This is a genomic window from Ruegeria sp., assembly GCF_965199275.1.
GTDB lineage: Bacteria > Pseudomonadota > Alphaproteobacteria > Rhodobacterales > Rhodobacteraceae > Ruegeria.
Map to the genome: position 1 here is coordinate 18,546 of NZ_CBDAQX010000032.1, position 16,574 is coordinate 35,119.

Annotated in this window: 22 protein-coding genes; 9 read left to right on the top strand and 13 right to left on the bottom strand. The window is 60.6% G+C overall.

The annotated features are described in order from the left end of the window. Positions 1–37 precede the first annotated feature (37 nt). Both ACOERD_RS28240 and ACOERD_RS28245 read right to left on the bottom strand, forming a co-directional pair. Positions 38–1,780 carry an IS1634 family transposase gene (locus tag ACOERD_RS28240; RefSeq protein WP_419737624.1) on the bottom strand — a complete coding sequence of 581 codons (1,743 nt, stop codon included), beginning with the start codon at positions 1,778–1,780 and terminating at the stop codon, positions 38–40. A 58-nt stretch (positions 1,781–1,838) separates the two neighbouring features. Further along, positions 1,839–3,416, bottom strand: a complete 1,578-nt coding sequence (locus ACOERD_RS28245) for a DUF4158 domain-containing protein (RefSeq protein ID WP_419741225.1) — start codon at positions 3,414–3,416, stop codon at positions 1,839–1,841. Positions 3,417–3,611: 195 nt separating this feature from the next. On the opposite strand from ACOERD_RS28245, the gene ACOERD_RS28250 reads away from it, so the two are divergent. Further along, positions 3,612–4,184: a recombinase family protein gene (locus ACOERD_RS28250; RefSeq protein WP_419738674.1), complete on the top strand. Its 573-nt coding sequence runs from the start codon at positions 3,612–3,614 to the stop codon at positions 4,182–4,184. Here ACOERD_RS28250 and ACOERD_RS28255 read toward each other — a convergent pair. From ACOERD_RS28255 to ACOERD_RS28275, 5 genes are all read right to left on the bottom strand, one after another. After that, on the bottom strand, positions 4,144–4,446 hold the full coding sequence (locus ACOERD_RS28255; protein WP_419741226.1) for a ParB N-terminal domain-containing protein: 303 nt from the start codon (positions 4,444–4,446) through the stop codon (positions 4,144–4,146). The genes ACOERD_RS28250 and ACOERD_RS28255 overlap by 41 nt on opposite strands. 273 nt (positions 4,447–4,719) lie before the next feature. Then, a complete protein-coding gene (locus ACOERD_RS28260) occupies positions 4,720–5,061 on the bottom strand; it encodes a DUF2958 domain-containing protein (protein WP_419738655.1) in 342 nt (113 codons plus the stop codon). Between the two features lie 138 nt (positions 5,062–5,199). Beyond that, the gene (locus ACOERD_RS28265; protein ID WP_419738656.1) at positions 5,200–5,457 is read right to left on the bottom strand and encodes a hypothetical protein; all 258 of its coding nucleotides are present in this window, start codon (positions 5,455–5,457) and stop codon (positions 5,200–5,202) included. 108 nt (positions 5,458–5,565) lie between these two features. Continuing rightward, entirely contained in the window at positions 5,566–6,063 is a 498-nt protein-coding gene (locus ACOERD_RS28270; RefSeq protein WP_419738657.1) for a DUF6915 family protein, read from the bottom strand. Between the two features lies 1 nt (position 6,064). Further along, the gene (locus ACOERD_RS28275) at positions 6,065–6,523 is read right to left on the bottom strand and encodes a DUF6878 family protein (protein ID WP_419738658.1); all 459 of its coding nucleotides are present in this window, start codon (positions 6,521–6,523) and stop codon (positions 6,065–6,067) included. Between the two features lie 341 nt (positions 6,524–6,864). Here ACOERD_RS28275 and ACOERD_RS28280 point away from each other — a divergent pair, with 341 nt between their 5' ends. Continuing rightward, positions 6,865–7,443 (top strand): hypothetical protein, encoded by a 579-nt coding sequence (locus ACOERD_RS28280; RefSeq protein WP_419741227.1) that lies wholly within the window; start codon positions 6,865–6,867, stop codon positions 7,441–7,443. A 27-nt stretch (positions 7,444–7,470) separates the two neighbouring features. Here ACOERD_RS28280 and ACOERD_RS28285 read toward each other — a convergent pair whose 3' ends face one another. Then, on the bottom strand, positions 7,471–7,749 hold the full coding sequence (locus tag ACOERD_RS28285; protein ID WP_419741228.1) for a hypothetical protein: 279 nt from the start codon (positions 7,747–7,749) through the stop codon (positions 7,471–7,473). 217 nt (positions 7,750–7,966) lie between these two features. Here ACOERD_RS28285 and ACOERD_RS28290 point away from each other — a divergent pair, with 217 nt between their 5' ends. Then, positions 7,967–8,245, top strand: coding sequence for a plasmid pRiA4b ORF-3 family protein (locus ACOERD_RS28290; protein ID WP_419741229.1), 279 nt, complete (start codon positions 7,967–7,969; stop codon positions 8,243–8,245). 6 nt (positions 8,246–8,251) lie between these two features. Here the strand turns inward: ACOERD_RS28290 and ACOERD_RS28295 are convergent, their stop codons facing one another. After that, a complete protein-coding gene (locus tag ACOERD_RS28295; RefSeq protein ID WP_419737763.1) occupies positions 8,252–9,283 on the bottom strand; it encodes an IS110 family transposase in 1,032 nt (343 codons plus the stop codon). Positions 9,284–9,497: 214 nt separating this feature from the next. On the opposite strand from ACOERD_RS28295, the gene ACOERD_RS28300 reads away from it, so the two are divergent. The 6 genes from ACOERD_RS28300 to ACOERD_RS28325 all read left to right on the top strand — a co-directional run bounded on the left by ACOERD_RS28300 (position 9,498) and on the right by ACOERD_RS28325 (position 14,188). Next, positions 9,498–9,893 carry a plasmid pRiA4b ORF-3 family protein gene (locus tag ACOERD_RS28300; protein WP_419741230.1) on the top strand — a complete coding sequence of 132 codons (396 nt, stop codon included), beginning with the start codon at positions 9,498–9,500 and terminating at the stop codon, positions 9,891–9,893. 210 nt (positions 9,894–10,103) lie between these two features. Continuing rightward, complete coding sequence (locus ACOERD_RS28305) at positions 10,104–11,135, top strand: ProQ/FINO family protein (RefSeq protein ID WP_419741231.1); 1,032 nt, start codon at positions 10,104–10,106, stop codon at positions 11,133–11,135. Positions 11,136–11,921: 786 nt separating this feature from the next. Continuing rightward, entirely contained in the window at positions 11,922–12,959 is a 1,038-nt protein-coding gene (locus tag ACOERD_RS28310) for an Rpn family recombination-promoting nuclease/putative transposase (RefSeq protein WP_419741232.1), read from the top strand. A 44-nt stretch (positions 12,960–13,003) separates the two neighbouring features. Further along, a complete protein-coding gene (locus tag ACOERD_RS28315; protein ID WP_419741233.1) occupies positions 13,004–13,477 on the top strand; it encodes a helix-turn-helix domain-containing protein in 474 nt (157 codons plus the stop codon). Positions 13,478–13,604: 127 nt separating this feature from the next. Beyond that, positions 13,605–13,886 carry a type II toxin-antitoxin system RelE/ParE family toxin gene (locus tag ACOERD_RS28320; RefSeq protein ID WP_419741234.1) on the top strand — a complete coding sequence of 94 codons (282 nt, stop codon included), beginning with the start codon at positions 13,605–13,607 and terminating at the stop codon, positions 13,884–13,886. 11 nt (positions 13,887–13,897) lie between these two features. Beyond that, positions 13,898–14,188, top strand: coding sequence for a HigA family addiction module antitoxin (locus ACOERD_RS28325; protein ID WP_419741235.1), 291 nt, complete (start codon positions 13,898–13,900; stop codon positions 14,186–14,188). 361 nt (positions 14,189–14,549) lie between these two features. Here ACOERD_RS28325 and ACOERD_RS28330 read toward each other — a convergent pair whose 3' ends face one another. The 4 genes from ACOERD_RS28330 to ACOERD_RS28345 form a co-directional block, all read right to left on the bottom strand. After that, positions 14,550–15,086, bottom strand: a complete 537-nt coding sequence (locus tag ACOERD_RS28330) for an RES family NAD+ phosphorylase (protein ID WP_419741236.1) — start codon at positions 15,084–15,086, stop codon at positions 14,550–14,552. Then, the gene (locus ACOERD_RS28335; RefSeq protein WP_419741237.1) at positions 15,073–15,423 is read right to left on the bottom strand and encodes an MbcA/ParS/Xre antitoxin family protein; all 351 of its coding nucleotides are present in this window, start codon (positions 15,421–15,423) and stop codon (positions 15,073–15,075) included. Before ACOERD_RS28335 ends, ACOERD_RS28330 begins: the two co-directional genes overlap by 14 nt. A gap of 73 nt (positions 15,424–15,496) precedes the next feature. Then, positions 15,497–15,841, bottom strand: coding sequence for a hypothetical protein (locus ACOERD_RS28340; protein WP_419741238.1), 345 nt, complete (start codon positions 15,839–15,841; stop codon positions 15,497–15,499). 2 nt (positions 15,842–15,843) lie between these two features. Next, positions 15,844–16,527, bottom strand: a complete 684-nt coding sequence (locus ACOERD_RS28345) for an AAA family ATPase (RefSeq protein ID WP_419741239.1) — start codon at positions 16,525–16,527, stop codon at positions 15,844–15,846. Positions 16,528–16,574: the final 47 nt, after the last annotated feature.

The window sequence follows — 16,574 nt, forward strand, 5'->3', positions numbered from 1 at the left end:
TTTTTCGCCAGCGATTGTTTCGGAGTGTTGAGGGAGCTCAGGCTTTGGTCTGGCCAGTTTTTCGGGTGCGCCCGGGGGGTATCTTGAAAGGGGCTTCGTTCCAGGTCAGGCCGACGCAGGTGAGGATGCGTCTGGCATCGACCGTGGCATGGCTTGGCATGCCGTAGCGGTCAGGGGTGCCTTTGTGGCGCAGGATCGAGAGCTGCAATGCGTTCAACTCGTTGCGGATACGAGCCGGGCTCATCGGGTGTCCGAGCAGGTCCAGATGCTTGCGCAGGTGCTGCAGGCAGCAGAAGGCCATGTAGCAGATGGCGATATGGGCCCGGACCCGACGCGGCGACCAGTGATAGATGGGCCGGATTTTCAGATCGTGCTTGTTGGTGCGGAAGCAGGCTTCGATCTCCCACAACTGGTGATAGCGGGCAATGACGTCCTGTGCCTCCAGTTCGTCCGCACCATGAACAACAATGGCATGCAGCCCGTCCCATTGTGCCGCTGCCTTGATCTTTGCATCATCCAGCGTGACGTCCCCGCTGTCGGGGAAGGCCAGGAAGCGGCCATATCCCCGGCTGCTGAAGCTGCCGGGTTTGCGAGAGCGCTTGAGCTTCTTGTGCAGCTTTTCGATTGCCTTGTCGCGCTTGTGGGCATCATTGCGTGCCCGGGTGGGTGACCAGGTCACAATGACCCGCGCTCCCTCCTGGTCGATCACCTTGTACCAGCCCTTCTCGGTTGCCTCTTCAGAACCGTGTCCAGCCCAAGGCTGGCGTCCCTCCGGGCTCAAAATGTTCGCCTTCACGGCGGCCGGGGCGGACTTCATGCGATAGCCGAGGATGTAGGGCAGACCCTTGTTCTGCAACATCTGCTGGTTGTCCTTGCTGAGCATGGCGGCATCGGCCACGAACGTGACCCTGGCCACGTCGAAGCGTCCCTCCAACGCCTTCAGCGCAGCTTCCAGCGTATGACCTTCCCAGGTGTTTCCCGGGAAGAGTTCATAGCCCACAGGCAGCCCATCGGAGGTGACGATCAGCGCCAGCATGACCTGAGCGCGGTGATGCTTGCCATCCTTGCTGAAGCCCTTGGCCAGAAGATGATCCTGCTCGACCCCGTCCGCATCCTCGGCCGGGTCCTCGCGCTCGGTGTCAAAGGCCAGGGTCGTGCAATCGTAGAACAGCACGGTCACTGGCCCGCCCAGCAACTTCTCTGCCGCCGCGTGAGAGGTTTTGCAAATCCCGTCTATCACCGGCGTATTGATGTAATCCATGCTCCGATAGACCACGTCCAGATTGAGCGTGATGCCTGCCTGGTTCTCCAACGCCTCCACGGTCGCGCGCTTGCTCTCGGGCTGTGCGATCCGCGCCATAACCAGCTCTTTCACAATGCGATTGGCACTTTTACGCGCCGCCCCCAGAAGGGCCCCCCAACCCAGTTGGTCATACATCGTCCCCATGACATCCCGCAGACCCAGAGAGACCCGCGCCTCCTCACGGCACTCGGCAAGATCAACGCCAAGCTTGTCCGGCCGCGGAGCGCGGCGCACCAGCGCCTGCAGATCGGCATATTCCGTGGGCGTGAACAGTTCCATTTGCGGCGAGCGATCAATGCGTAATTGCTCCATCAAGCGGCCCGCCAGACGCTTGATATCCTCAATCTCGCTGTCGTTATGGGCCACACCCACATGGCGCAGGATCTTCTGGCGTACCTTGGAGCCGGTGCGGACGGATTCAACGATCTGGATCCGTGTGCGGTTGAGCTTTGCGTCATGTTTGGTGCGGATGAACATGGGCGAAGAGGTTAGCCATCTGAAGGCCCATGTCAATACTTTTTATAATAATGGGGCACTACAACGCGCCTCTGAGCAACCACACCTGAAAACAAACCAAAAACCCAGTCAGATCAACAAAAAGGTCGGAAGTCAGGGGAAGATCAAGACCTGGCATCGTCTTCGCCGCTTCCAGCGGCACCAGGACTTTCCTGTCATCGGCATATCGGCGGGCATGATCCAGCCAGATATCGTTGGACCGGAAGGCTTCTTGCAAGCGGCACATCACCGCCACGATCCAAAGCCGCTGCTCGTTGGTTTCCGGCTTGCGCAGCTGTTTGTCCCACTTTGAGCGGGCTGGAAGAAAGGCCCGGGATTTGGTCGGGATATCTGCGTCTTCCCGGATGACCGTCGCAGCGTCGAGCAGCGGTTGGGCCACGGTGGCACCCCTGATATCCAGCGCTCTCAACATGCGTTTGCCATAGAGTTTGAAACAGTGAATAGCCTTTTCGATGTGATCCATTGGCTCGGCCATGGCGGGCTTGATCAACTGGGTCGCCATCGCCACGAGTGTTTCCAATCCATCCCATGAGCAGGATGCATCGACGGCACCGCGCAGGGCCGCCTCATCGCCCCGGGCCATCAGCAAGGTCGTTCCCAATGATTGGAACCCGACCAGTGTGTTGGCGATATCTGCCTGCGCCTGTTCGAAGTGTAGCGTGCTGAGTTTCTTCGCCTCCCGCCACATCTTGACTACGATCCGGTCATGGGTGTCGACAACGGTATCTGCGATGGAGGCCGACCACTCCACCACGCAGGTGGCCAGAATGGCAAGGCGACGATTGCCGCTGATGTCCTGCAGGCCGCCCGTGAAGTACCGCTCGCCCTGGCGGCGCAGGATTTTGATCCGGTGTGGCGGGATGTCATTGAGGACGTCAGGCGATAGCTCAATTGCCTTGAGGGCGTCCACCCGATCAAGCAGGCGGTTCATATCGGCCGTGTTCTTGCCAACCTCGAAACCGCGCAGCCACAAGAACACACTCTGCCAGCCGTTCTCCGCCGCGCCCAGCAGATCATTTAGGCGGCGGCGCATCCGGCTGTCCAGGCGCGCGGCAATCCGGCCCTCAATCCGCCGCTCGGCCGCCACAAGGGCATCGGCGCACAGCCGCTCAATGGTCGTGATCCCCGGCAGAATGATCTGCCGGTTTCGGCATTCCTCCACAAAGACCCGCACCAGCCCTTCGCCGGTTTCGGCGGCCTCGGCCTGCTGACCGAGCCAGGACTGCATCTGCTTCGCGCGCTTGCCAGCGAACGGCTTGTAGCCGTAGATTTTGCGCAAGGCACCGAGATGTTCTCGACGGGTTACATCGCGGACAGCGTAGGGCAAGAGATCTTCAGGTTTCAGCCCGAGTTGGGCTGCGATGTAATTGGATACGGCTTCCGGGATCACCTCTCCCGGTTTCAGAAGACGTCCAGGATATCGCAACGCGCAAAGCTGGAGCGCAAAGCCGATCTGGTTTTGCGCGCGCCTGCGCGTTTTGATGTACGCGATGTCATCGTCTGCGAGCGTGTAGTGGTATTCCAGCGATGCCCGGTCAGTGGGCAGGTCGAAGAGAGTATCACGCTGACGTTTCGTCAGAACAGTTCTATGGGCCATGTGTTACCTTTTCAGAGAGAGTGTTGAGGGTCAGATCCCGGGCCTTCGTTATGTTTTTGCCTGTTCGATAGACCTACCTTCAGCGCACAACTCAGACCTCGGAATCCGCACCCATGAAAACAAGGTCTCAGAGTGTCGCAAATAACCCGTCCGATAAAAGTTGCAGTGAAGGGGGTTCAAACGTACAGTCGAGCAATGGAAAAAATCGGATATGCGCGCTGCTCGACCTACAGTCAGGACTTGACCGCGCAGCGGCAAGCGTTGAGTGACCTCGGGGTTCGCAAGGACCGCATCTACACGGATCACGGATTGACCGGCACCAATCGGGAGCGGCCCGGACTTGAACAAGCGCTGGCCGCCGTGCGAAAAGGCGACACTCTGGTCGTGACGAAGCTCGATCGTCTTGCCCGATCTGTTCCGGATGTTCGGGCCATCAGCGATCAACTCGAAGCTAAAGGCGTGAAACTTGCCCTGGGAGCAGCTATCTACGATCCCAGTGACCCGATGGGGAAGATGTTTTTCAACATCGTCGCCACATTCGCCGAGTTCGAGGCAGATCTGCTCAAAATGCGCACCCGTGAAGGCATGGCCATCGCCAAGGCAAAGGGGAAAATGCGAGGAAAGAAGCCAAAACTAACTGAAAAACAACAGAAAGAGCTTCACAAGATGCACAAAACCGGAGACCATTCGATCAGCGATCTCGCCGAGATATTCTCCGTTTCAAGGGCTACCGTCTATCGCACATTGCAGAGAGACCAGAGCGCTTAGCGTACGATTTATCACTGAGCCGTAATCGACCCCCCAGACGCCGCCCTCCGGCCAGTACGCCGTAACCGGCCGTTCCCTCTCCGCGCCCCAGCTTCTGCACCAGCAAGGGCTGCAACAGCCCCACCGCGCAGATATTGGCCGCAAGCGCCGCAACGGATGTCTCCGTATAGGCCGTCTCATTGTGTGCCCGCACATTACCCGGGTGCAGCGCCAGCTGGCCCAGCGGGATATCTGCAGGCGTGTATGTGATCATCTTCGTCATCGGTCTTCCTTTCGATGAAGTCCCGATCCGATCGCCCGAGTGAACTCCTTTCACCCAAACCCGGATCACAAAAATCCAGCCGCCTACTCAAACTTTCGTCGAAGCGGCGGCGGCATAAGACAGGGTTGGAGAAGAGTACACACGGGTTAAATCGAGCGAGGGATCAGGGACAGGCATCCGGGGTGTTCGTTAGCGTGTTCGTTGGCAAACCATCACAACGAGAGCAATGGGCGCAGGCCGTCGACGACCTGCGCCCGTCCCTATCAGGCAGCGTCAGGCGGCGATATGGCCCTTCTCGCGCGCCTCCGAGGCATAATCGCTCAGCGACATGTGCGCCGTGAAATACACATCCCGCTCCACCGGCAATCCCAACGCACCCCGCACCGCAGCGATCTCGTGCAACGATACAGCCCCGATCTCGGGATATCCCAGATCGCATAAGCCCCAGGCAATATCCGGCGCGTCCGGTTCCACCCAGGCCAGAAGCCATGTCGCATGCGCATCCGGGGTAAACAGCTTCAGCACAGGCCAGACGCTGGTGGAGATGTCGTCTTCCATCATCCTGCGCCCGTTCGCCAGCAGCACGTCCATCTGTTCCTTCGTAACCAGTTCCATCGGTTTTCCTTTCAGGCTTTCCGATCCCTCAAATGGGATCACCCTGAAAAGAAGCCTGCTCCTTCTCCCGGACATGACATCGCGGCCCGGCGCGACACTGCCATTCTGGCGTATCTGCCGACGATCCGCGCAGGCCGTTCAGGCGGTCTCGGCCTCGGCCAGCAGGTCCACAACATGGGACGTGCCAGACGGGTCGATGCAGCCAAAGACCACCGCCGTATTTGCAGGATCACGGTCGCGCATGATCAGCAGCGCCTGAGCCGCTGCCGCGACAGCGCTCTCCGCCTCAATGTCGATCTCCCAGGACACCCGCCAGCTGCGCGCCGAGCCTGCGTTTGGCCCTGTGCTTGTCGCGAGCTTTGGCTGTGGCTGTATCGGTGTTTTCGCATCTGACATCATCTCAATCCTTTCTCTGCAATCCCCTGGTCATGATCACAGGGCAACGGGCCGTCTCTCCTCACCGGAAAAGGCGACCCGTTTTTGAGCAGAGCGATAAGTTGATGTTTAGCCCGGTGTAGTCGCCGGTATCGCGTCCCTCTCGTCGCGGTCCATATCACTGGCCAGCCGCTGCGCCTGGCAGGCCAGCCAGTCCTGAAACCCCAGCACCGTCTGACCCGCCGCCACCGCCGCGCGCCAGTCGCCCTGCGGGTCCACACTCACAGGCTCCACGTCCGGCAGAATCACCCCGTTGACCATCCATGGCTCCACAGGGATGCCGCGCAACCAGTCCGAGACCGATGGAATGCGGCGGCAGTCCTCACGCACATGCTGCTCGGCGATGAACCGCACCGGAACGGGGCGGCCATCGCTGTTGATGATCGACCGGCCAAAGACGCGCTGCGCCTCGAAGATGCCGAAGGAATGATGCCGCAAAGCCCTGTGTATGGGCCGCGCCTCATGGGCCTTGGACGCATCCATCCAGTCATGAATGGCATGGTAATCCGATGCCCGGCCCCCGAACTTGCGGGCCGAGCTTTCGGAGTGATGATCGGGATGGGCCATGTCAGATGTCCTCGTGGCTGTATTCATTGCGCGCGGTGTAGAGCTCGGCGTGCGCCACATCAATGCGGTCTTCCACCACATTCCAGATCAGTGCGCCCTCGCCGCCATCATTGATCTCGAAGCCGGGATGCAAATCATGGGCCATCCCCCAGATGAAATCCTCAAGCCGGTTCTCAAGACCGCCAAGGGTCACACCAACCGGCGTCACCGCGATGCCTTGCACATTGCCGCTATCGGCATAGCCGTCATATTGGCCTTCGATCTCCTGAACACCCAACGCCCGCAGCGCGGCCAGCAACTCAGCGCGCACGACCCTCAGCCTCTCGCGCGTCTTCTCGCGTTCCGCTTCCCATCTGGCATTGATCTTTGCCCAGTCTGGCGCTTTGGGGATTATCACCTCGGTGGTCCCGGTGGCTTTGACCTCGCCTTTGGGCTGTCTCTGGTGGCGTTCGGATGTCATCACAGTCTCCTTCCATCTCAGTCAATGACACCCGGACCCGAAGTCCTCTTTGCTTTGATGCGCACCGCAGACCACAAGCGCACCATTGGGGGGACGCGGTGACGGGAGAGGACGTCGGAAAAACGCACCCTCAGATGCGCCACGCCCTCCCGGTCATGTCACAAGACCCATCCCCTCTGCGCAGACAAGGCTGTCAGCGCAGAGTGCGATTCGGCAAAGCCCTCGGTGCCACACAAAACGCGGGGATAACGGGGGATAACGGGGGCCCTACCACAGGGCGCTGGACCGCACCGGGAGGGGCTGCTATCGCGGGACAGCTTTCAAAAAGGAGCAACCGCCCGATGTCACAGCCGGACCTGATCCTGAACAGACCCTTTCAGGAAGACTTCAGCGCCGCCCCCGCACCCTGCGCCGCACTGGGCCTTGCAGAAATCAATGGCCACCGCCTCGGGCTGGTTGCCCTCAAGCCGGACCGGGACATCCCCGCCCCGGTGTTTCAGAAGGGCATGGCCTTCGGACACGGGCTCCTGGGAACGGGGCGCACCGTGCTCTGCCAGTTCGGGTTCCATTTCTATGATTTCGCCTGCTTTACCACGCTGATCAACCCGGCAAACCCGGTCATGCGCCCGATCCTGGCCACCATGGCAGAAACCGGCGACTACCTCTTCATCAGCATCGGCCCCGACCACAGGGCCACGGCCTTCCGACCGGGCCCCGGATCCTTCGACCTGGCAGGCTTCCGGGCCAACCTGCCAGCCATGCTGGGCGCGACCACCACCACCATCGATTACCTGGAATGGCATCGCACCCTGCTGCGCAACCCCTCACCCCCAGAGGGCGAACTGGTGAGCTGGGTTTGCCGTGACAAGCCCGAATATCTCGACCTGACCGCCAATATCGTCAGGGCACCATCCCTCTGATCAGACCTGAAACCGCCGCCGCCGGGATCAATCCGACAGCGCAATCCGGCGCACCCGCGCCTGCCCGCATTGCGAGCATTGCAGCTTTTCGGCGACCTGACGCACCCGGGTGTCGCCGCCATGGCGATCCGCCAGCTCCGGCACCGCCACCCTGCCCTCGTGACCGCAGGCGCAGGTCACCCTCAGCCAGCGCATGCCCAGCGTTGAAAGCCGCCGCCCCTCGATGCGCATCTCCGGGCCCCCGGACGCCGCAGTGACCGGGGGCAGGTCCATTGGCTCTTTCGGCGTCCTGCGCGCAAACGGCATGGGTCATCCTCCGGTCCAGGGTCCAGGATATCAGCTTGCAGCCGAAAACGGCCTGTTGTCCACTCTCTGCATCTCCGCTTACCCTGTCTTTGAACCAGGAGCCCGGGGCCCCGTTTCCAGTCTGACGTGCAACACCCGGCCCGCATTGAGTGAGAGCGTATGTCTTTTGGCGCCCCATCCATTGCCTGCGATCCCCAGGTGAGGCATGATCCGGGATATGCTTGATCCTTTTGGCCCAAACAGCGTCATTGTGCGCGCCGAAGTTCATATCCTCGACATCGAGCCCAGGATCAGTCGCATTCTGGAATTGCCGGTCACGCTCAACCTCGCCCAACTCCACGAGGTTCTTCAGGTCGCCTTCGGGTGGACCGACAGTCATCTGCACCGGTTCAATATTGGCGGTCTCATCTACGGCGCTCCGGAGTTTGATGAGGACGGTTTGTTCGACAGCCGGATATTCGAAGCAACGCAGGTCAGGATGGGTGATCTCCTATGATGATTGTCAAGCATGACATTGATTTTGTTTGATTTTAAATTCGACAAAATCGTCGAAGACCCAGCCGTTCTTGAGCGTGTCATAGATGATCTTGAGCAGCTTGCGGGCAGTGGCTATGATCGCCTTGCCCGCGCCACGGCGTTCCTTGATGCGCCGATAATGGCTGTTGAGATATCCCGAATAGCGGATCGCGATGAGCGTACATTGCACCAGCGTGGTGCGCATGAGCTTGTTGCCGCGCTTCGTGATCCGCCCGTGATGTTCGGTTTCGTTTGAGTTGCTCACCTTGGGCACGATGCCGACATAGGCGGCCAGCTTGTCCGCGTCGGAGAAGTCTTCAACCCTGCCGATCCCCGCCAGCAGGACCGCGGCAGATCGCGCACCGATCCCCTTGATGCTGGTGAGCCCCTCAAAGCCTTTCATGGCCGAGGCGGCCTCCTCGATGGCCTTGTCGAGACGGCTCAGGGTTTCGGTCAGGCCGAGCGCCTGGTCCCGCAATGCCGCCAGTTCGACCTGCTCAAGCGGTGTGAAGCGGCTGAGATCCAGGTCGCGCAGGCGCTTCTTGCTGGACAACCCTTCCTTCTTCAGCTTCATGCCGTGGCGGACAAACATCGCGTGGATGCCGTTCAGCAGCATGGTGCGCTGTTTGACCAGCATGTCACGCGTCCGGGTCAGCGAGGCCAGTTCGCTTTCCTGAGTGGACTTGAGCCGGGTTTCCGGCAGCATGTCCTTCGACAGGAAAAACGCCAGGGCGCGGGCATCGTTGCGATCGGTTTTCTTCACCGATGTGCGGATCACTTTAAACTGGCGCGGGTTGACCACAACGATCCGGCCGACACAGGGTTCCACCTCACCGCAGAACCAGGCCGTGTTGCCGGTGGCCTCGACCGCCAGTTCGTCATCCGCATCAAGGCTCTGACAGAACTGCTCAAGCGCCTGCGCGGACAGTTGAAAGGTTTGGAATGTTTCCGATCCGTCCGTCTCACGCCGACAGATCGTGAAGGAATTCGTATGAAGATCGACACCTATGTAAGCCATGGCTATACTCCCTGCTCAAGGAGGCGGAGCCCCCAATGGGGCGTGAACGGCCAAACCAAGCTCCTATGCAGGATCACCGGCCAAAACCGGGCCCTATGGGGGCTGTTCGGAAACAGGCGAAGGCTAAGCTCCACTACAGGGTCACAATGCCCTACGAAAACATCCAGCCTGAGACCTATCCGCCTCCCCGAATCCTCTAACAGATTCAGGGCGTTTGGCCGATCACAAATCATTCATACCCCCTCCACTTTCCCTACAGGCCCGACGCCCCCCTCTCACCACCCTCTATGAGTACGACTTTGGGGACAATTGGCGTCACGTGCTGCGACTGGAACGCGCCACACGTGAGGAGAAGGCCAAATATCCCCGTTGTATCGCCGCTGCACGGTCAGGACCTCCTGAAGACTCAGGTGGGCCTTCAGGCTATGCCTGCTTCCTTGAGGCCTGGCGCGACCCCGGGCACGAAGACCACAAGGCCATGCGGGGGTGGGCAGGCCGCAGGTTCAATCCTGATCGCGTCGATCTCGATCAGGTCAACAAGGACATCGCCAAAGCGTTACGCGTATCAAAGGGTGACTATCGCTTCCGTCGAGACATCTGCCATGATTGACGCCCGCGCCAGTTCTTTAACGCCAAAGAGACACCCGAAAACACGCCCGGGACCCAAAATGGCCGCATGCTCAAGGGCATCAAGCGAAAAGGACGCGGTCGAGACATTCTGAACTGTCCGGTGTGGCAACATGCCAATTGTCTGCTTCAGTTGATTGCGCGGCCTCACGCGCCCCCTTTAAATCCCTCTGCCGCATAGTATGTTGGGCCCATGAAAAAAACCATGACCAAGCGCGCGCCCAAACCCCGCATCAGCCGCGCAAAGACGCCCAGGGAGCAGATGCATCTGCGCTGCTTTCCCGAAAGGCGGCGCCGGACCATCCTTCAGACCCTGCGCTACGCCCTGCGCCTCAAACCCGCCGACGCGCTGCCCAAAGTGTTCCAGCTGCCGGTGGCGGTGGCCCTGACCCCCGGCAGCCCCGAGGAGCTGGCCACGCGGTTCAACGTGCCCCGCGACAGCGCAAACCCGTACCGCGTGGCCTTCGAAAGCGCCCTGGCCCTTTATTGCAGGTCCCCACAATACGGCCATGCCCTGCTGCATTGCGAGCACCTCTTCACCATCGACATGGACCCCGCCGAAACACCCGACCGGACCGATCGCGACAGGGGGCGGGAACTGGCCGGACTGCCGCCACGTCGCCCACGCCGGCCAGAGCGCACGCGCGCCGGTGGAAATTCTGGCGCACGGCACAAGGAGGGGCCGCCCTCCGGCGCACAAAAGCCGTCCGAACAGACCCCGCCCGCCGCGACCACCCGAACACAGGACACCGGCCCTGATGCGGGGCGCCCGCCACGGCGTGCACCGCAGGAGATGCAAAAGCTTTTCCCCGAGCAGCGCGACCGATTGATCGGCGGGTTCTGTCGCGCCCTCTCCATCGAGCCGGGCTCCGATGCGCTGCCCGCCTTTCTCAGGGAGAGCCGCGCCATTCCCCTCAAGATCGGCAGCTACGATGATCTGGTAGACCGCTTCGGTCTCGCACAGGACGCAGATGGCAAACGCAAACTGCATCAGGCCTTCAGAAGCTATTGCCGCACCACGCAGTACCTGCGGGCCATCGCCAACACCAAAACCCGGTTCACCGTCGACATGGAACCCGCCGAACCGATCGAGGAGGAGTACCGCCAGGACGCCATCCGGCAGCTCCGGCAAAGATCTGAGGACCGAAAGCAAAAAAACGCACAAAACGCACCGCCCGCAGCCCCGGAAACGCCCACAGACACGCCCCCGGAAACGGCATCCTGAGCCCGGGCGCAAAGGGAGGCGCAGCGGGGCGGGGTGCGGGACGCAACCCCGCGCCTTCTGCGCAGGTCCGGGCCCCACATCGCGGCATACGCGCGGCGTGGACAAGGGGCAGAGCCCTGCGCTATAGCACTTCCCCGTCCCCGGAGCAGAGTGTAGCATCCCCGCCCATGGCAGAGACCCGGAGCAACAGGACAGGACAGGCAATCTTAAACCGGTTCTCCAGCGGGAGCGCCGCCGCCCGGCACCGGCCGGACGGTATGGGAGTGGCCCGGTGAAGGCCCGCACCAACGCGGTCTGCAAACCGCGCCGGCAGGCCCGCCGCAGGGCAAGGCCGGGACCAGCCCCCAAGCCGGCAGGGCAGCATCAATCGCCCGATATCGCAGCCTGTGCCGCGCGCCTGGGGCTTGCGGCCGTGTGCCTGGACCCTGGCGGCTGGTTTGTACTGGCCCGTGTCACGGGCGCGCAGGGCGCGGCCTATGCCTAGAGACCGGCCAGCCCCCCTGAGGTGCAGCTGATCGAAGCTGAGGCCGGGGACCGCCTCGTGGCCGGACACTGGAGCCTGCGACAGCGCGGCCCGGGCAGCGCCGGCTGAGGGTTCAGCCCGCAAAATCCGTGCGCGGCAACAAAGGACAGATGCGCCCACATCCCGGCATCCGCGCGGCGTCTCGGGGCCGCGAAGGCCGCCTCAATCGGTTGGGGACCTGCGCCTGGCGCTTGCCCTGCCCCGCCCGGCATGACAGACAGACACCCCAAACCACCACGCAACAAACGGGATGCGACCCCGATATGCCGGACAAAGCCCTGCCAGACCCGCCCGCAAAGATCCGCCATGATGACCTGTTCCGGGTCCTGCTGGACGATCCCGGACGGGCCGATACGCTGATCCGGGAAAACCTGCCCCCCGCCCTGGCCGCCCGGCTCACGGAGGACCCGCCAAAGCTGCTGGATGGCACCTATGTCGATGAAGCCGCCCGCGCCAGCCAAAGCGACCGCCTGTTCGAGATGCGCATGGCGGGCGGACAGCCTGCGCTGATCTACACATTGCTCGAACATAAATCCGAACCCGATCCGGGCACGCCCCTGCAACTGCTGGGATATATGGTGCGCATCTGGACACGCTACGCCGAAACCCGCGCCGCACGCCTGCGGTCCCTGCCGGTGATCGTGCCGATGGTCTTCTATCACGGTGCACGGGCCTGGGCTGTGCCACAGAGCTTTGCCGAAACCATCACCAGCGATCCGGACATGAGCCCGTTTGTGCCGGATTTTTGCTACCTGCTGAACGATCTCGGCCACGGCCCGGTGGCGGCGCTGTCGCAGGATGCAGAACTGCGCGCAGGCCTGGCCGCCCTGCGCTACGCCCTGCGCTCGGAACAGGCCACCCGCGAGATCCTGACGCTGATCCTGTCCGGCCTGCCGGAAGGGGGATTGCTCGAAGGCGTGGTGTTTCGGTATATTGCCGAAAGATATGATCTGCCGCACCGCGACATGACCGCCGTGCTGGCCGAAACCCGGGACGATGGAGGCGCGACACTCATGGGAACCATGGCACAGGCCTGGCATGCCGAAGGACTGGCCGAAGGACTGGCCGCCGGCGAGGCAAAAGGCCTGGCCGAAGGCGAGGCAAAAGGCCTGGCCACGGGCAAAGCCAAAGCGCTGACGCGGCTTCTGACGCGCCGGTTCGGGGTGTTGGAGGAGGCGGCGCGTGCGCGGATTGCGGCGGGCTCTGTGGCCGATCTCGATCTGTGGACCGACCGCCTGCTGGAGGCGCCGACGCTGGAGGCGGTGTTTGCGCCCGGCCCGCATCGGGGCCGCGACCCTTGAAGCCGCGCCCCCTGAGCCTCCGGGCTGCTGCGCAGGGGGATGGGGTGAGCGTCCCGGATATGTCCGGGCAATCGCGACCCGGCAACAGCAACGACAACAACACCCGGCAACGGGGCTGTTTGAGGCCCGCGCAGGAAGAAACACGGCGAGAGCAGGAGAGGCGCGCGGGCGATGCGGAGCAGCCCGGCTCTTCTGACGCACCGCAATCTCCACCGAACACGGCGCTGGCGCGCTGGAAGGCGCTTGCGCGCGCCGAAAACGCCGCCGCCCGGAAGATCTGGGGCAACCCCGCCTGGATGGATCCCGGCACGCGGCCCAAAACAGCAAAGGAGCTGGAGGTCGAAGCCCGGCGGCGCAGACGGGTTGAGCAGATCGAGGCCTGGCATGAAGCCGGGGTTGATATCGACGAGATCGCGCGCCGGCTCCTGGTGCGGCCCACAACCATCCTGACCATTTTGAGGACCCGCCGCCGCGCGGCAAAACGGAGCGCGGCAGAGTCACCGACAGGGGACGGATGAGGCCACAGAGGACCCCACATCCTGGCAGCCCGTACGGCGCGGGCCCGTCCCCAAAGGGCCTAAACGGACCATAGCTGCATATAAATCACGACTTGACGCATGTATCACCTCAAGATACATGTGCGACATGATTAAAAGCACCAAGGGTAGGCTGATCCAGGACATACTGGCTAACAGAGTCGGGAAAGGCTTCCCCGCCGGTATTATGAAGGTTGCCCGCCGAAAGCTGACCATGCTCGATGCGGCGAACAAACTTGAGGATTTGCGCGTGCCACCGGCCAACCGGCTTGAGGCGCTGCAAGGCGACCGAAAAGGGCAACACTCGATCCGGGTGAATGACCAATGGCGCTTCTGTTTCGTCTGGACCGAAAGCGGTCCTGTTGATGTAGAGTTTACGGACTACCACTGAAAGGAAATGCGATGGGACTTATGACCGACCACTGCCACCCCGGCGAAATCCTCAAGCACGAATTTCTTGAGCCGCTTGGCGTTTCTGCGATTGGCCTGGCCAGGGTGATCGGCGTGCCGCGCACGCGCATAGAACGGCTGGTGAAGGAACAAACCGCCGTGACCCCTGACACCGCCCTGCGCCTGTCCAAGGCTCTTGGGACAACCCCTGAATTTTGGATCAGCATGCAGGCGAATTTTGACATGGCCTCTGCCCGCAAAACTGTCGATGTGTCGGACATTGAACCGCTTGTAGCGGCCTGATCCGGCGCCACGAAGCGACAGGTGTTGGAAAAGATTGCGAACCTGTTTGAGGAGTTTTTGATCCTGGCCACGCAGTTTGCGCCCGGCCCTGATGCGCCCCGCGAACACTGAAGCCGCACCCCCTGAAACCACGCGCCCGCATCGCAAGGCCTCCCTGCGGTGCCTGTTATCGGGGCCGCGCCGGATCCGGGTCATCCCCCTTTGTTTTCGGGCCCCTTTGTTTTCGGGCCCCTTTGTTTTCGGGCCCCTTTGTTTTCTGGGGTTTTCTGTTTGGGCTGCGCAAAAAGGGGGGATTGTGGCTGTTACCGGGAGGTCTGTCACAGGGCTTGCTTTACCTTTGATAAGTATCGCTTATCAAGAATTATAACCAACTACTCTGATCACGGGGCAAGCGACCTTCATCATCAATTACCCGTATCGTCGCGCCTGCCGTACTCCAATCCCAGAAAACCAGATTGATGTCGCGTGCAGTCGCATTGCGTGCAAAGCTTGGCACACGCATTCCTTGTACACCCTGCTCTATCAGCCGCTTGGCAAGTTCATGTTGTGGAGGTGTCCGGCCTGAGAGCATGTCTTCCTCCCAATTCGCGTAAGCCAGAACAGCCTCACTTGCGTCAAACTCGGCCAAAACATCGCGATCACAGGCATCAATGATCTCTGCTTGAACGCTATAACTGATCAGCGTGAGAGGCTGGAAGGGTCGGCCCAGGGGACTTGCTTCCAATAACGCTGTTGACGCGTGCTCCGAGGTGTAAAGCGTCTGCATGCCTATTGCATTGAAACGTCCACCACATATCGCCGCACCATCGCCTGACAAAGGAGACCAGGACCAGCGTGGATTGTGCGCACGGAAAACCGTACCAACATAGGTAATCGCCAGAAGTTTAAGCGTATCCACCTGCCACGACCCGATCCAAATAGGTATGGACCATTTGAGCCCGACCCCTTCGCACTAATTGATCCGGAGTTTGATTACCAAACCCCGGCAGTGGTTCTGATCGAAACCAAGCATAGGCCGCCAGGGCCGAACCTGCTTGTGGTTCGACTCGATTCAATATCTCAAGCATTTCCCGCAAGCGCGTCTGAGTCTTCACAGCCTCTATCCGAGATCGCCGCGAAAACGCATCTCTACCCAGACCCAAGGTACTGGCAATCTCGCCTTTGGTGGTCCTCAGGCTTTCCGCAATACGGACAGGCGAGAATACCTCACCACTGATAAATTCTAACATTTGCATCCCAAACCTCATAAATTACCACATTAAATATCGACATAATTTATGTGTTTCAAGCGAAATGTCAGCTCGCCAACTACCCTTTGTCAGCCCCATAGCTATCTGCAAGGAGCGTGACCGCATATTCAAGGGTTTCACCAAGCCCCCACCCTTGGCTGTCTGCAACCGCGCAAAACGCCGCAATGGTCTCAGGCTTGGCCTTGATGTTGAATTGGGTGTTTCGTCCAGTTCGGCGACGGCGCTGCAGGGCAGGCGTTATCTCCGGTTCTGTTGGTTCTCGGCTTTTGAAGCCAGTGGCGGTGGCCGCTTTTTGGGCCACATCGGGTGCAGGACGCGGTTTCTTTTTGGGCTTGTCCCATTCAGACGGGTTGAAGCTCTCCAACTCGTCAACAAAGCCTAGGTTCGCACGTTCGTTGCCCAATGTTACACCGCCTCCGCCATCTGAGCGGATTTGAGCTTGGCAATCACTTCTCCTGCGAAGCTTTCGGCATTCTTCCGCGCCTTATCGACGTTTCTAACCAAGCTAGGATCAAGCCGTTCCAACGGTCCCCCATAGTCGAACAAATCCCGGAACGCAGCGCGCTCAACGATCGCAGTTTCAAACACGTCAATACCCGCCTTCGCCAACTGAGATTGAACGTTACGTAAAGAGCGGGACGTAACGGCCGCACTGGTGCGCGTCAGTACCACGCTATGTGGTATTGGTCGGCGAGCCATGCGCTCTTGGTTGCGGATAAGACGAATTGTTTTAGCCCCTCCCCTCGCATCCATTGAAGAGCCCTGCGTCGGTATTAGTACCAATTCAGACATGCCAATGGCATTGGCAACCATCAGGCTTGCTGTACCTTCCAAATCAACAATAATGAACTGTGATTGCTCGCTGGCTTCCTCGATTTGATCGACAATAGAATCCTCGGATACATCACTGAGAATGTCGATATTGTCGGGTTTGCCAGGCAACGCACCCCATTGCGAAATCCAACGTTCTGGATCGGCATCAATCACTGATACGTCCGCGCCGCGTGCGGCAAGTTCGGTTGCCAGCAATAATGCAGTAGTGGTTTTGCCCGCCCCGCCCTTGGGATTGGCGAATGAAATGACCGGCATATGACTACTCCCTCACAATTTTTAATACAGTACCAGATAACTACCAG